Source organism: Nonomuraea dietziae (assembly GCF_014195505.1).
Taxonomy (GTDB): Bacteria; Actinomycetota; Actinomycetes; order Streptosporangiales; family Streptosporangiaceae; genus Nonomuraea; species Nonomuraea roseola.
Genome location: NZ_JACIBV010000001.1, coordinates 3238065 through 3252493, shown reverse-complemented (window position 1 = coordinate 3252493; position 14429 = coordinate 3238065). Strand labels below are relative to the sequence as shown.

Sequence of the window (14429 nt, the reverse complement as noted above, 5' to 3'; positions counted from 1 at the left end):
CCATACTATGGTCAGACCATACCCAGAAGGGAGTGCCGTGCGAGTCGCCCTGTTCATCACGTGTGTCAACGACACACTCTTCCCCGACACGGGGAAGGCGGTGGTGTCGCTGCTGCGCCGCCTCGGCTGCGACGTCGACTTCCCGAAGGCCCAGACCTGCTGCGGGCAGATGCACGTCAACACCGGCTACCGCGAGGAGGGGGTACGGCTGGCCCGGCACTTCGCCGAGGTGTTCGACGGCTACGACGCCGTCGTGGCACCCTCGGGCTCCTGCGCGGCGATGGTGCGCGAGCAGTACCCGAGGCTCGGCGTGCAGGCCCCCGCCGGTGCACGACCTGTCGGAGTTCCTGGTGGACGTGCTCGAGGTGGAGGACGTCGGCGCGTACTTCCCGCACAGGGTGACCTACCACCCCACCTGCCACTCGCTCAGAGGGCTGCATCTCGGCGACAGGCCCACGAGGCTGCTCAGCCACGTGCGCGGCCTCGAACTGGTGCCGCTCGAAGGGGCCGACGAATGCTGCGGGTTCGGCGGCACGTTCGCGGTGAAGAACCCCGCGATCTCGGCCGCGATGTGCTCCGACAAGGTCCGCAACGTCATGGACACGGGGGCGGAGGTGCTCTGCGCGGCCGACAACTCCTGCCTCATGCACATCGGCGGCACGCTGCGCCGCCAGAAGACGGGAGTGCGCATCATGCATCTGGCCGAGATCCTGGACGCGCGATGAGCGTCTTCATCGGCATGCCAGGAGACTTCCCCGCCAACTCCGCCAAGGCGGTGCAGGACTCCCAGCTGCGCTTCAACCTGCGCAAGGCCACCCACACGATCCGCGGCAAGCGGGCCTCGGTGGTCGGCGAGCTGCCCGACTGGGCGCAGCTGCGGGCCGCGGGCAAGGCGATCAAGGACCACACGCTGCGCCACCTCGACCGCTACCTCGTCCAGATGGAGGAGGCGGTCGAGAAGGCGGGCGGGCGGGTCCACTGGGCGCGCGACGCCGACGAGGCCAACCGCATCGTCACCGACCTGGTCAAACAGACCGGCGAGAGCGAGGTCGTCAAGGTCAAGTCGATGGCCACCCAGGAGATCGGCCTCAACGAGCACCTGGCCGCGCAGGGCATCACCGCCTACGAGACCGACCTGGCCGAGCTGATCGTCCAGCTCGGCGACGACTTCCCCAGCCACATCCTGGTGCCGGCCATCCACCGCAACCGCTCGGAGATCCGCGAGATCTTCCTGGCGAAGATGGGCGACGCCCCCGCCGACCTCACCGACGAGCCCGCCGCGCTGGCCGAGGCGGCCAGGCTCCACCTGCGCGAGCGCTTCCTGCGCAGCAAGGTCGCCATCTCGGGCGCCAACTTCATGATCGCAGAGACGGGCACCTGCGTGGTGCTCGAGTCCGAGGGCAACGGCCGGATGTGCCTGACGCTGCCCGAGACCCTGATCAGCGTGGTGGGCATCGAGAAGCTGCTGCCCACCTGGCGCGACCTCGAGGTCTTCCTCCAGCTGCTGCCGCGCAGCTCCACCGGCGAGCGGATGAACCCCTACACCTCCACCTGGACGGGCGCGACCGAGGGCCAGACCTTCCATCTGGTGCTGCTCGACAACGGCCGCACGAACGTCCTGGCCGACGAGGTCGGCCGCCAGGCGCTGCGTTGCATCCGCTGCTCGGCCTGCCTCAACGTCTGCCCCGTCTATGAGCGGGCGGGCGGCCACGCCTACGGCTCGGTCTATCCGGGGCCGATCGGCGCCATCCTCACCCCGCAGCTGCGCGGCCTCGGCTCCGACCTCGACGCCTCGCTGCCCTACGCCTCCACGCTGTGCGGGGCCTGCTTCGAGGCCTGCCCCGTGGCGATCGACATCCCCGAGGTGCTGGTCGACCTGCGCGCCAAGGTGGCCCACCCGCGCGCCGAACGCGCGGGCATGCGGGCGGCGGGATGGGTGCTGGCCAAGGAGGTACGGCTGGCCAAGGCCCAGCGCCTGGCCTCGCGCTTCCGCAAGCTGGTGCCCAAACGCCTGCCCGGTCCGCTGTCGGCCTGGACCGACACCAGAGACCTGCCCGAGATCCCCAAGGAGTCCTTCAGAGAGTGGTGGGCCCGCAATGAGCGAGCGTAGCGAGCGACCAGGCCGACACAGCGCTCGTCAGGAGATTCTCGACAGGGTGCGGAAGGCGGTCGAGGGGGCCGCCGAGGTGGAGATCCCGCGCGACTACCGCATGACCATCCCCCGCGACGACCTGGTCGCCCACTTCGCCGAGCGCGTCGACGACTACCGGGCGATCGTCCACGTGGTCCCCGCGGCCGAGGTGCCCGGGCTGGTCGCCGAGGTGACCGAGGGAAAGCGCATGATCGTGCCAGGGGGAGCCGCGTTCGCCGTCGGGCAGGCCGTGCCGGAGGACGAACTGCTGACCGCCGACGGCGTGGTCACAGGGTGCGCCGTCGCCATCGCCGAGACGGGCACCATCGTCCTCGACGCGGGCCCCGACCAGGGGCGCAGGGCGCTGACGCTGGTGCCCGACTACCACCTGTGCGTGGTGCGGGCCGACCAGATCGTCTCCGGTGTTCCCGAGGCGGTGGCCAGGCTCGACCCCGCGCGACCGCTGACCTGGATCAGCGGCCCCTCGGCCACCAGCGACATCGAGCTCAACAGGGTCGAGGGCGTCCACGGTCCCCGCACCCTCGAAGTGATCGTCAGTACCTGATCACCGCCGCGACGTCCTTCACCTCGGGAGAGAACCACAGCTCGGTGTCGGTCATCGCGGCCGCCCTGGCGATCGCGGAGTCCGCGCGGTCCTGGACCGGCGCCTCCACCCCCCACCTGCGCAGCTCGTCGGCCTCGATCGACAGCTGCGTGCCCCCCATGCCCGTCCACACCAGCTCGGGGAGCTCGCCCGGCAGCAGCACCGCGTGGGCTCTGCCCTCCCGGAGGGCGCGCGCCACCTGCTCGATGCCGACAGGCCCCTCCGCGTCGCGGTGCCTGTCGAGCAGTTCGCTCCTGCGGCGTTCGATCCAGGAGTCGAGGCTGATCTCCGCGTCGCTCTCGTAGGGGCCGTGGTCGGCGCGGCTGCCGTGCTCGACCATCATCACCCTGTCGGAGGCCTTGGTGCCCAGGTGGTCGCAGACCAGCGAGCGCGACTTCGGCTCACCCGCCACCACGACCAGCTCCGCGCCGATCCTGCGCACCTGCTCGTCGATCTCCCTGGCCACGGCCGAGGCGTTCTGCTCCCAGTCCTCGTCCGCCACCCGCTCGTACCTCTTCTGCGACCAGCCGCCCTGCGCCGTCTTCTGCAGCGGCCACCGCTCGGCCTCGGCGGTCGTCCTGCGCGGCGACCCGCCGCCGACCACCGTCACCTCCGCGCCCCCGTGGTCCACGATGACGCGCAGGTGCGGCACGTTCTCGCCGCGCAGCATCAGCAGCGGCGTCACGTGCGGCAGCGGCGACCAGCGCGCCTGCTCCTGCGGGGGCGGCTCGGAAAGCGTCTCGGCCAGCATCAGCTCGCCTCCCGCGGCGAACATGGCCTGGCCGGGGGCGGGGTCGGTCGCGGCCGCCTCCAGCGCGTCGAGTGTGGTCTGGTCCGCCTCCTCCATGCCCTCTCTCAGCGAGCGCCAGCGCCGTCGTCTGTCCTCGGTGCTCGACCCCGCGAGGTAGACCGAGGCGTAGGGCCCCTGCCGCTCGTACATCGGGCGGGCGAAGTCGAGCCTCACCTCACCACCTCTTTCGCTCGATGCCCAGTCCGAGCTCCTTGGCCACCGCGGCGATGTTGGCGAACCTGGTGCCTTCCGGCAGGCCGTCCACGGCCTCCAGCACGAAGTCGGGGGCCGAGGCGCGCTCGGCGTGCGCCCTCAGCGTTCCCCTGTCGGCGGGGTAGTCGGCGTCGCTCAGCCACTTGGCCAGCTCACTGCGCTGGTCCACGCCCTCGGCCGAGATGCCCTCAGGTGTGCCCGGCTCGTGCCCCGGAGGGTAGGAGCCCCGCGGCAGCGGATCCTCCTGCTGACGCCACTCCTCCACATGGGTGGAGCCCACGCCGTCCTGCTTCTGGTCGTCGTCCAGCCTCGGCCCGTGCTTGTCGCTCTCGCGATTCATGCCTCATACACCCCTTTCCAACTGCCCGAATATCCGCCCCTACCCGCGCGCTCCCCGGCAAACATCGGGCTTGTATGGTTTGCGCACTGCTTGGAGCACCTAGGGGAACTGTGAGCGTTTTCGACCCTCGCCTGCGGATCACGACCGACCGGTTGGTCCTTCGGCTCTTCCAGTCCGACGACGCCGAGAGGGTCAGGGCCGTCGTCGAGGCGGGCCATCGGTTCCTGCCGCCGGGAGCGCCCGGCCACGTGGCCGCCATCGCCCACTGGCTGTCCACGGGGGTGCACGAGCTCCAGCGGTCCGGCCAGGGCGTGCACCTGGCCATGATCGACGCCGAGCAGCGCGTGGTCGGCGCCATCAGCCTGTTCAGAACGCAGTGGGGCGCGGGCATCACCGAGGTCGGGTACGGCGTGCACCCCCTCCACCGAGGCCGCGGCTTCGCCACCGAGGCCGTGCGCGGCCTGTCGGCGTGGGTGTTCGCCACCACCGAGCTGCGCAGGATCGAGCTGCGGGCCAACCTCGACAACGGCCCCTCGCTCAGAGTCGCCGAGAAGGCCGGCTACACCTACGAGGGCGTGCTGAGGGCGGCGGAGCTCGAGGATGACGGCCCGCACGACCTGGTCGTCTTCGGGCTGCTGCGCGGGGCCGTCGGCGCGCCCCACGTCTTCCCCCACGAGGAGCTGGTCACGCCGCGCCTGCTGCTGCGCCGCTTCACCCCCGACGACGTGCCCGACCTGACCGCCACCGCCGCCGACGAGCTCACCCAGCTGCGCACGGGCCTGCCGCGCGACTACACCGAGGGGCACGGCCGCGCCTACGCCCTGCTGATCAGCGAACAGCACCGCCTCAGCGGGGGCGGCATCACCTGGGCGGTCGTCGAGAGGGAGACGGGACGCTTCGTGGCCAGCGTCGACCTCAAGAGCACCGAGTGGGGACACCGCGCGACCGAGGTGGGGTACATGACCGCGCCGTGGGCGCGCGGCAAGGGATATGCGGGCGAGGCGGTGCTGGGGATCGCCAGATGGCTGTTCGGCAGGCACGGCTTCCAGCGGCTCCAGCTGCGCGCCGCCGTCTCCAACCTCGCCTCCCAGCGGGTGGCGGAGAAGGCGGGCTTCGTCAGGGAGGGCGTGGCGCGCAACGGGGCGGGTAACGAGGACCTGGTGATCTTCAGCCTCGTCCCCTCGGACCTTCCGTGACGGCGGCCGGCCCCGCGCGCCCGAGGAGCGTGTCCCTGGACTGACGCCGGGCCCCGCGGAGGATGGCGCGTGGGCGGGCTTGCCGTACACACTGGGTCCAGAGGACGGTGAGTCGGATGATCACGGTGATCGGCTGGGACGGAGCGCCACTGTCGACCAGGGCGAGCGACTGTCTGCGACAGGCCACGCTCGTCGCGGGACCGGGACGGATCCTCAGGCACCTCGATCTCCCCGAGCCGGGCGGCGAGCTCCTCACCACCCTCGACGACCACCTCGAACACGGCGAGGGACCCGCCGTCGTCTTCACGGAGGGCGATCCAGGCTTCTTCGGCGTCGTGCGTGAGCTGCGCGGCCACGGGTTCAAACCGGCCGTGATCCCGGCCACCTCGCTCGTCACGCGCGCCTTCGCCCGAGCCGGCCTCAACTGGGAGGACGCCCTCGTGGTCGCCCCCGACGGCCCCGGCCGGCTCAACAGGGTCGTCAACGCGTGCCGCGCCCACCACAAGGTCGCGCTCATCGTCGCCCCCGGCGTCGGCCCCGCCGAGATCGCCAGGGAGCTCGCGCCCACCACCCCTCGCGCGCTCATCGTCTGCGAGGACCTCGGAGGGCCCGACGAGCGCGTCACCCACAGCCGCATGGGCGAGGCCACCACCAGGCCGTGGAAGGACCCCGACGTGGTGCTGGTCATCGACCCGCTCTACCGCCCCGCCGAGGCCGCCGAGGCCGCCTGGGTCGCGGGGGCGCGTCCTGGCCCCGACGAGTGGGCCGTCGAGGGCGACCTGCCGCCCGAGGTCAGCGCGTACGTGCTGGCCAAGCTCGGCCCCCGCCTCGGCGACCTGGTCTGGGACGTCGGCGCGGGCTCGGGCGGCATCGCGGTCGAGTGCGCCAGGCTCGGCGCGGCCGTCGTCGCCGTCGAACGCGACGACGACTCCTGTGCCAGGCTGCGCGCCAACGTCATCCGCCACGGCGTCAAGGTCGCGCTCACCCGAGGCCAGGCCCCACCCGCCCTCGAACCCCTGCCCGACCCCGACGCGGTCTTCGTCGGCGGCGGGGGCCCCGACGTGATCGTCGCCTGCGCCGCCCGCCTTCCCTCCCGGCTGGTCTGCACCCTCAAGACCGTCGAGCAGGTGCCCTCCGTGCTCGAACGGCTGAAGCAGCACGGCTACCGCGCCGAGGGCACCCAGATTCAGGCATCACGCCTGGTCGTACAGCCTGACGGCGCCCACGCGCTGGCGGCCGCCGACCCCGTGTTCGTCGTGCATGCACGCAGAGTGATCTGGGCATGAGCTCTGCGAATCGGATATCCTCGCGTTTCTTGTCTACGTACCCCCAGGTCACAGGCGTGGAGATCCCCTTCATGAAGCCGCCGCTGCTGCTCATCGGGCAGGGCTCGCACGACGACACAGGTGCCGCCGAGTTCGGAAGGTTCGTCCACAGGTTGCGTTGCCGCCTGGAGGAGAGCGCAGCCGAGGTCTCGGGCGGCTACCTGGCCAAAGCCAAACCTCGTCTCAGCGAGTCCGTCGCCTCCCTGGTCGCCAGGGGCCACCATCGTCTGGTGGCCCTGCCGCTCAGCCTCAGCCGCATGGGGGAGGAGTTCCCCGCCGCCATGGCGTTGGAGCAGGAACGGCACCCCACGTTGATGTACGACTACGGCCGTCCCCTCGGCCCCGACCCCCGCGTGCTGGCGCTGCTGGCCGAACGGCTGGCGGAGGCCGCCGCCGACGCGCCGAAGCTGCGTCCGATCGAGGAGGTCATGCCGCGGCTCAGGGTGGTGCCCTCGGTGCCCGTCGAGGAGCCCGCGCAGCACATCGAGATGGGCGAGACGGCCGTCGTGCTGGTCGGCGAGGGCTCCACCGACCCCGCCGCCAACGCCGAGGTGCACAGGGTCTCGCGGCTGTTCTGGGAGACCCACGCCTACGACTTCATGACGGTGGAGACCGCGTTCGTCTCCGTCACCCCTCCTGGCGTGCCAGGAGGGCTCGAGCGCTGCAGGCGCCTCGGCGCCCGGCGCGTCATCGTCGTGCCGTACCTGCTGTTCGCCGGCGGCATGCTGGAGCGCGTCTGGGCCCAGGCCCTGGCCTACGGCGCGGGACACCCCGACCTCGACATCCGCTGCGCCGAGGTGATCGGCGACTGCGAGGTGCTGGCCGACGTCGTGATCGACCGCTACGAGGAAGCGCTGCGGCTGGCCGAAGGGGTCTCCGCATGACGCTGCGGGAGACCCTGGCCCGCGTGGTTGCGGCCTCGCCGTCCGCCATGGCGCAGGCCAGGGCGCACCAGGGCCGCCTCACCAAGCCGCCGGGCTCGCTCGGCGCGCTGGAGGAGGTCGCGGTGCGCCTGGCGGGCGCGGCGGGCCTCAGCCCGCCTCCCATGCCCGAGCCCGCAGCCCTTGCCATCTTCGCCGCCGACCACGGCGTCCACGCCCAGGGGGTCTCGCCGTGGCCGCAGGAGGTCACGCTGCAGATGGTCGCCAACTTCCTCGCGGGCGGTGCGGTGGCCAACGCCTTCGCCGCTCAGGTCGGCGCGTCGGTCACCGTCGTCGACGTGGGGGTCGCTGGTGAGCTTCCCGTCGCCGAGGGGCTGCTCTCCCGCAAGATCGCGTACGGCACGGCGGACCTGTCCCAGGGCCCCGCGATGACCGTTCCGCAGGCCGTCGCCGCCCTCGAGGCCGGCATCGAGGTGGCCTCCTCCCTGGTGGCCTCGGGCGCCCGCTGCCTGATCACCGGCGACATGGGCATCGCCAACACCACGGCGTCGGCGGCGCTCGTCTGCGCCTTCACCGGCAGGGACGCGGGGCAGGTCACGGGCCGCGGCACCGGCATCGACGACGCGACCCACGCTCACAAGATCGCTGTCGTCCGCCAGGCCCTCCACGCCAACGGCCTGCCGTCCACGGGCCTTTCGACCCCCGCTCCCTCCGAGCTCTCGGCTTCCGGCTCTTCCGCGTCCCCGGGCGCGGGCGCCGCCGACCTCGCACCTCCCGGTTTGGCCGCGTCCGCAGAGCCTCAGCCCGTGCTCGCGGACAGTGGCCAGGAGAGTCCGGGCGGGCGCGAACCGCTGGAGGTCCTCGCCGCCCTGGGAGGGTTCGAGCACGCCGCCATCGCCGGTTTCATCCTCGGCGGCGCCGCCGCGAGGGTCCCCGTGATCCTCGACGGCGTGATCGCCGGCTCGGCCGCCCTGGCCGCCGCGGCCCTCGCGCCCGCCGTGATCGACCACTGCGTGGCGGGGCACCGCTCGGCCGAGCCGGGTCACGCGGCAGCCCTCGACCACCTCGGACTGCGCCCGCTCGTGGACCTGGAGCTCCGCCTGGGCGAGGGCACGGGAGGCCTGCTCGCGCACCCACTCGTCTGCGCCGCCGTACGGGTGATGCACGACGTGGCCACCTTCGACTCCGCGGGTGTCACGGAGAAGCAGTCGTAGTCACGTAGACCCGGTAGGTTTGCCTCCTAACACACCAATCATCGCGAACGGGAGATCCGCCGTCATGAGCCCCTACCTTCTCGGCCTGCGCCTCTCGGGCCGCCGGGTGCTCGTCGTGGGCGGCGGACGGGTCGCCCAGCGACGCGTTCCCGCGCTCTTGGACGCGGGCGCCGAGATCACCATCGTGTCGACGAGCGTCACCCCCGCCCTCGACGACCTCATCGCCGCGGGGCGCGTCACCTGGGAGGCCAGGCCGTACCAGGTGGGCGACTGCGACGGCGCCTGGCTGGTGCAGGCCTGCACCAGCGACAAGGCCGTCAACACCGCCATCGCCGCCGAGGCCGAGGCCAAGCGGATCTGGTGCGTGCGCGCCGACGACAAGGACGCCTCAGCCGCCTGGACACCGGCCAGCGGCAAGGTCGACGAGATCGGCATCGCCGTCACCGCGGGCGGCGACCCACGCAGGGCGGCGGGCATCAGGGACGCCGTGGTCAGCGCGCTGCGCGACGGCACCGTCGACGCGCGCCGCAACCGCACCAAGCCGGTCGGCGTCGCGCTGGTCGGCGGCGGCCCAGGCGACCCCGGGCTGATCACCGTGCGCGGACGCCAGCTGCTCGCCCAGGCCGACGTGGTCGTGGCCGACAGGCTCGCCCCCCGCGCCCTGCTGGACGAGCTGGCCCCCGACGTCGAACTGGTCGACGCGGCCAAGGTGCCGTACGGCAGGTCGCTGTCCCAGGAGAAGATCAACGAGCTGCTGATCTCGCACGCCCGCCAGGGCAAGTTCGTCGTCAGGCTGAAGGGCGGCGACCCCTACGTCTTCGGCAGGGGCGGCGAGGAGATGCTCGCCTGCGCCCGTGCGGGCATCCCCGTCACCGTGGTCCCCGGCATCACCAGCGCCGTCGCCGTCCCCGCCGCGGCGGGGGTTCCCGTGACGCATCGCGGGGTCAGCCAGGAGTTCCACGTGATCTCGGTGCACGTCGCGCCGGACCATCCGCAGTCGACCGTGGACTGGCCAGGACTGGCCCGTTCCGCCGGCACGCTGGTGCTCATGATGGCCGTCGAACGCATCGGCGCGATAGCTGAAACGCTCATCCGCGACGGACGTTCCCCGGAAACTCCCGTAATGGTGGTACAGGACGGTACTCTTCCGACCCAGCGGGCCGTCACGGCCTCGCTGTCCACCGTGGCCGACCGAGTGGTCGCCGCCGGAATACGGCCGCCGGCGATCGTCATCGTCGGCGACGTCGTGCGGGTGGGCCAGGAGGTCGAGATGGTTCGAGCGGAGCGCGTGCCGTGAGATCGGCTGGTGACGCCCCCGAGTCGGTGGGGGAACAGACCCTCAACTTCCGTGCGATCAGGGACGACGACGATCCCGATCGCGTCGCCGACGAGCCCGAGGCGGTACGGAGGGCAGACCCTTCCAGCGATCCTGAGGCCGAGCCTGCGGGTGACTTCTTCGCCTTCGCCCGCCCCGCCTCGCACGACCGTCCACGGGTGGGGGACACCGAGGACGACCTCGACGACCCCGACACCCTCGACCCCGAGCCCGCCTTCGAGACCCTCGAGCCCACCTCGGCCGAGCCCTCTGACGACTTCGCTCCCTTCGGTCGTTCCGACGACACCTTCAGGCCTTTCGGCCAACCGGCGCCCGCTCGCGACAGCTTCACGCCGTACCGGGCGGCGGAACCGCCTGTCGACAACTTCACCCCGTTCCGCAGCTCAGGGCTCCGCCCTCCCGCCGACGCCGCCCCTTCGCCTGCACCACCCGCCGACGCCGGCTCTTCGCCCGCGCCATCCGCCGAGGCCGGCTCTTCGCCCGCGCCATCCGCCCACGAGGAGCCGAGCCCCGAGGTCGCCGACGTTCCCTGGGCGACCTCCGGTGTCCGCGGCGGTGAGGCGGGCGATCCCGCGGCGGTCGTGGACTTCGAGGTGATCGACGCCGACACCGACGACGGAGAGGGCGACGACCTGGAGGATCTCGCCCACGACGCCGAGCCCGGCATCGGCGAGCCCGCCAGCGTGGAGACCGGCAGCCTGGAACCCGACGGCACGGAAACCGACGGCACGGGAGCCGACGGCACGGGAACCGATAGCGCGGAACCCGACGGCGCGGAAACCGACGGCACGGGAACCGATAGCGCGGAACCCGACGGTTCGGTGATCGAGGGGACTCGGGGCACGACGACCGATGGCTCGGCGCCCCACGGCGCTACGGCCGACGGCTCGGAGGCCGATGCCGAGCTCGAGGGCGTGACGGCCGACGACCCGGAGACCGACACCGGGCTCGTGGGCGCCCGGGAGGTCGACGCCGGGCTCGACGGCGCGACCGCCGACGACCCGGAGACCGGCGGCGAGGTCGAGGGTGCGGGTGGAGGGGGCGAATCCGGCGATGCCGTGACCGGCGAGCCCGCCGTACCCGGGCAGCTCGTTGAGGTGGACCTGCCCGACGCGGCCGCGCAGGCGCTCACCGCCGCCCTCGACGCGCTCAAGGAGGCCGTGGCCGACCTGAGGTTCGGGCTCGACCTGCCGGGATCGGAAGAGGCCAGGCAGGCGCAGGAGGAGATCCTCACCCAGCTGCGCGACTACGTGCTACCGAGGGTGCGCGTGAGCGCCGCCCCGGCGCTGATCGTCATCGCGGGCTCCACGGGCGCGGGCAAGTCCACGTTGGTCAACACCCTGGCCGAGAAGAACGTCAGCCGCACGGGCGTGCGCCGTCCCACCACGGGCATCCCCGTCCTGGCCTGCCACCCCGACGACAGGGGCTGGTTCGCGGGAAGCGACCTGCTCGGCGGGCTCGAGCGGATCGAACGGCAGAGCAGGGAGGCCGCGCCCGACAGCCTGGTCCTCGTCACCACCGAGCGGCTTCCTCAGGGCGTGGCGCTGCTCGACACCCCCGACATCGACTCCGTCGTCGAGGAGCACCACGAGATCGCGCGCCGCATGCTCGACGCCGCCGACCTGTGGGTCTTCGTCACCACGGCCAGCCGCTACGCCGACGCCCCCGCATGGAACCTGCTCAGGCTGGCCAAGGAGCGCGCCGCCAGGATCGCCATCGTGCTGTCGCGGGTGCAGCCCAAGACCAGGGACGTCGTGGTCAAGCACTTCGTCAGGATGCTCACGGAGTACGGCCTCGGCGAGGTCGAGCGCTTCGTCATCGAGGAGTCGGCCGTCGCCGACGGCAGGCTGCCCGACGGCGAGATGACCGAGCTGCGGATGTGGCTGGCCGAGCTGTCGGTGGACGAGGAGCGGCGTGCGCAGGCCGTACAGGAGACCCTGAACGGCGTGCTGAACAGCTTCCGCACCCGCGTGCCCGCGCTGGCCAGGTACCTGGAGGGGCAGGTGGCCTTCCGCGGAGAGCTGCGCACCGACGTCGACGCCGCCTACTCGGGCGCGCTGGCGCACATCGAGAGCGCCGTGCGCGGGGGGACGCTGCTGCGCGGCGAGGTGCGCGCCAGGTGGCAGGACTTCGCGGGTTCAGGCGACCTCACCCGCAGCTTCCAGCTGCGCAAGAAGCGCAGGCCGGTGCCACCAGAGCGGATCACCGCCTTCCGCGCCGCGCTGCGCACCGCGCTGGAGTCGCTGATCACCTCGGCCGCGCACCAGGCCGCCGACGAGGTCGCCGCCAGGTGGCGGCGGCGTTCGGAGCTGGCCGCGGGGCTCGACAGGCCCTCCGACGACCTGGCCCGCCGTACGGGCAGGGCCGTCGCCGCGTGGCAGGAGTACGTCACCGAGTTGCTGAGCACCGACGGGGTGACCAAGCGCTCGCTGTCGAAGGTGGTCTCGCTCGACACCGAGTCGCTGTCGCTGCTGTTCATGGTGGGTCTGTTCAGCGCCGACGAGCTGCCACAGAAGCTGCTGAAGGGGCTGCTGGGCGCGGAGGCGCTGCGCAGCATCAGCGCCAAGGCCCTCAGCGACCTGCGGGCGAGGATCGTCATGCTGTTCGACGAGGAGGCCATGCGCTACGTCAGGGCGCTCGACGCGGCGGGCATTCCCGACGAGGCCGCCGCGACCCGCCTCTACCAGGCCACGTACAACCTCGAGGTCGCTCGATGAGCATCTACTCCGTCACCAAGCCTGGCCTCGGGGCCAGGCTCGCCGCGCTCTCCAAGGTCGTGGAACTCGGCCAGGGACGGCTGGAAGCCAAATTGCTCGATGACGCTTCCCAGCTGCTGACCCGTGCGGGCGAGCGGCTCAAGCTGTCGTCCGACCACACCGTCGTCGCGCTGGCGGGCGGCACGGGCAGCGGCAAGTCGTCACTGTTCAACGCCATCTCCGGCCTGGAGCTGTCCCCGACGGGCGTACGCCGCCCGACCACCGCCCGCACCCACGCCTGCGTCTGGGGGCTGGAGGGCGCGGGGCCGCTGCTCGACTGGCTGCAGATCCAGTGGCGCCACCGCTTCGCCAGGGCCAGCGCGCTGGACAAGGGCGAGAGCCAGCTCCACGGCCTGGTCCTGCTCGACCTGCCCGACCACGACTCCATCAGGGCGCTGACCGACCCCGAGGCCGACCGCCTCATCGGCCTGGCCGACATGGTGGTGTGGGTGCTCGACCCGCAGAAGTACGCCGACGCCTCCACGCACCGCCGCTACGTCGCCGAGCTGGCCGGGCACGACGCGGTCACCGTCTTCGCGCTCAACCAGTCGGACAAGCTGTCGACCGAGGAGGTCGCCGAGCTCGTCATCGACCTCAACGACCTGCTGCGCCGCGAGGGCGTGTCGCAGCCGTCCGTGGTGCCGACCTCGGCCGTCACCGGACGCGGCATCGACAGCCTCAAGGGCGTGATCGCCGACGCCGTCTCCAAGCGCAGGGCCGCCATCCAGCGCCTGGATGCCGACGTCGACCGGGTCGAACGCCGGCTCGAACAGGCCATGCCCGTCGGCGCCGCGCTGGCCGCTCCCTCCTCCGTCGACGCCGCGCGCAGGGTCGGACTGACCGACGCCCTGTGCGACGCGGTCGGCGTGCCCGCCGTCGGCGAGGCCATGGAGAGCGTCTACGCCTCCCGCTCTGCCTCCTGGATCTCCTGGCCGTTCGCCCGCATGGCCTCGGCCATGAGCGGCGACCCGCTCAAGAGCCTGCGCCTCGGAGACCTGCGCGAGGAGATCAGGTCGCTGGCCGACTGCGCGGTCACCGCGCAGTCGGCCGAGGTCGACAACGCTGTCCAGGCGCTGAGTGACGGCCTCACGGTCGGGATGAACGAGGTGTGGCGCTCGTCGGTGCACCACGCGGCCCGTTCGAGGGCGGGGCAGCTGCCGCAGGCGCTGTCGGACGAGCTGTCCGAGGTCGCGCCGCGGCTCGACAGGGTGCCGCTGTGGTGGCGCCTGCTCAAGGTCTGGCAGTACCTGCTGGTGCTGGCCTTCGTCGCGGGCCTGGCCTGGGTCGGGTTCGCGCTCGTCTTCGGCGTCTTCGGGGCGGGCAGGGTTCCCGACTCGCTGGCGCTGTTCGGCGACGCGGCGACGCTGCCGTGGGTGGGCCTGATGACCGCCTCCCTGCTCGGACTGGGGGCGCTGTCGGCGGTCGCCTCACGCAACTTCGTGGCGCTCGGGGCGGCGTCGGAGCGCGACAGGCTGGAGCGGGAGATGCGCAGGCGCGTGGGCGCCGTGGCGGAGAGCATGGTGGTGGAGCCGGTGGAGCGGGAGCTGACCCGCCATCACGAGTTCTACACGGCCATGAAGGCCCTGTCGGGCTGAGCCCGCGCTGCGGTCGGTCTGTTGGCCGAGCCCGCGCACGGGCGGGTT

General features: G+C 72.2%; 11 protein-coding genes and 1 pseudogene. 10 read left to right on the top strand and 2 right to left on the bottom strand.

Annotated elements, in window-relative coordinates:
- Positions 1-37: 37 nt before the first annotated feature.
- From FHR33_RS15485 to FHR33_RS15475, 3 genes and pseudogenes are all read left to right on the top strand, one after another.
- A pseudogene (locus FHR33_RS15485) lies at positions 38-725 on the top strand ((Fe-S)-binding protein).
- Positions 722-2110: a lactate utilization protein B gene (locus tag FHR33_RS15480; RefSeq protein ID WP_183647697.1), complete on the top strand. Its 1389-nt coding sequence runs from the start codon at positions 722-724 to the stop codon at positions 2108-2110. Before FHR33_RS15485 ends, FHR33_RS15480 begins: the two are co-directional and overlap by 4 nt.
- Complete coding sequence (locus tag FHR33_RS15475; protein WP_183647694.1) at positions 2097-2696, top strand: LutC/YkgG family protein; 600 nt, start codon at positions 2097-2099, stop codon at positions 2694-2696. Before FHR33_RS15480 ends, FHR33_RS15475 begins: the two co-directional genes overlap by 14 nt.
- On the opposite strand, the gene FHR33_RS15470 is transcribed toward FHR33_RS15475, so the two are convergent.
- Both FHR33_RS15470 and FHR33_RS15465 read right to left on the bottom strand, forming a co-directional pair.
- Complete coding sequence (locus FHR33_RS15470) at positions 2686-3699, bottom strand: baeRF2 domain-containing protein (RefSeq protein ID WP_183647691.1); 1014 nt, start codon at positions 3697-3699, stop codon at positions 2686-2688. The genes FHR33_RS15475 and FHR33_RS15470 overlap by 11 nt on opposite strands.
- Position 3700: 1 nt before the next feature.
- Positions 3701-4078, bottom strand: coding sequence for a DUF2795 domain-containing protein (locus tag FHR33_RS15465; protein ID WP_183647688.1), 378 nt, complete (start codon positions 4076-4078; stop codon positions 3701-3703).
- Positions 4079-4188: 110 nt separating this feature from the next.
- Here FHR33_RS15465 and FHR33_RS15460 point away from each other — a divergent pair, with 110 nt between their 5' ends.
- The 7 genes from FHR33_RS15460 to FHR33_RS15430 all read left to right on the top strand — a co-directional run bounded on the left by FHR33_RS15460 (position 4189) and on the right by FHR33_RS15430 (position 14381).
- Positions 4189-5274: a GNAT family N-acetyltransferase gene (locus FHR33_RS15460; RefSeq protein WP_183647686.1), complete on the top strand. Its 1086-nt coding sequence runs from the start codon at positions 4189-4191 to the stop codon at positions 5272-5274.
- A 116-nt stretch (positions 5275-5390) separates the two neighbouring features.
- Positions 5391-6560 (top strand): bifunctional cobalt-precorrin-7 (C(5))-methyltransferase/cobalt-precorrin-6B (C(15))-methyltransferase, encoded by a 1170-nt coding sequence (locus FHR33_RS15455; protein WP_183647684.1) that lies wholly within the window; start codon positions 5391-5393, stop codon positions 6558-6560.
- 71 nt (positions 6561-6631) lie between these two features.
- Positions 6632-7483, top strand: coding sequence for a sirohydrochlorin chelatase (locus tag FHR33_RS15450; RefSeq protein WP_183660105.1), 852 nt, complete (start codon positions 6632-6634; stop codon positions 7481-7483).
- On the top strand, positions 7480-8694 hold the full coding sequence (locus FHR33_RS15445) for a nicotinate-nucleotide--dimethylbenzimidazole phosphoribosyltransferase (protein WP_183647682.1): 1215 nt from the start codon (positions 7480-7482) through the stop codon (positions 8692-8694). The genes FHR33_RS15450 and FHR33_RS15445 overlap by 4 nt, the downstream gene beginning before the upstream one ends.
- Positions 8695-8758: 64 nt before the next feature.
- The gene (gene cobA, locus FHR33_RS15440; protein WP_183647680.1) at positions 8759-9991 is read left to right on the top strand and encodes a uroporphyrinogen-III C-methyltransferase; all 1233 of its coding nucleotides are present in this window, start codon (positions 8759-8761) and stop codon (positions 9989-9991) included.
- A complete protein-coding gene (locus FHR33_RS52605; RefSeq protein ID WP_312895550.1) occupies positions 9988-12747 on the top strand; it encodes a GTPase in 2760 nt (919 codons plus the stop codon). The genes cobA and FHR33_RS52605 overlap by 4 nt, the downstream gene beginning before the upstream one ends.
- On the top strand, positions 12744-14381 hold the full coding sequence (locus FHR33_RS15430; RefSeq protein WP_183647678.1) for a P-loop NTPase family protein: 1638 nt from the start codon (positions 12744-12746) through the stop codon (positions 14379-14381). Before FHR33_RS52605 ends, FHR33_RS15430 begins: the two co-directional genes overlap by 4 nt.
- Positions 14382-14429 lie beyond the last annotated feature (48 nt).

Coding starts and splice junctions, on each gene's coding strand:
- FHR33_RS15430 (WP_183647678.1), top strand. CDS start 12,744: ATGAGCATCTACTCCGTCACCAAGCCTGGCCTCGGGGCCAGGCTCGCC.
- FHR33_RS15465 (WP_183647688.1), bottom strand. CDS start 4,078: ATGAATCGCGAGAGCGACAAGCACGGGCCGAGGCTGGACGACGACCAG.
- FHR33_RS15455 (WP_183647684.1), top strand. CDS start 5,391: ATGATCACGGTGATCGGCTGGGACGGAGCGCCACTGTCGACCAGGGCG.
- FHR33_RS15445 (WP_183647682.1), top strand. CDS start 7,480: ATGACGCTGCGGGAGACCCTGGCCCGCGTGGTTGCGGCCTCGCCGTCC.
- FHR33_RS15475 (WP_183647694.1), top strand. CDS start 2,097: ATGAGCGAGCGTAGCGAGCGACCAGGCCGACACAGCGCTCGTCAGGAG.
- FHR33_RS15480 (WP_183647697.1), top strand. CDS start 722: ATGAGCGTCTTCATCGGCATGCCAGGAGACTTCCCCGCCAACTCCGCC.
- FHR33_RS15450 (WP_183660105.1), top strand. CDS start 6,632: ATGAAGCCGCCGCTGCTGCTCATCGGGCAGGGCTCGCACGACGACACA.
- cobA (WP_183647680.1), top strand. CDS start 8,759: ATGAGCCCCTACCTTCTCGGCCTGCGCCTCTCGGGCCGCCGGGTGCTC.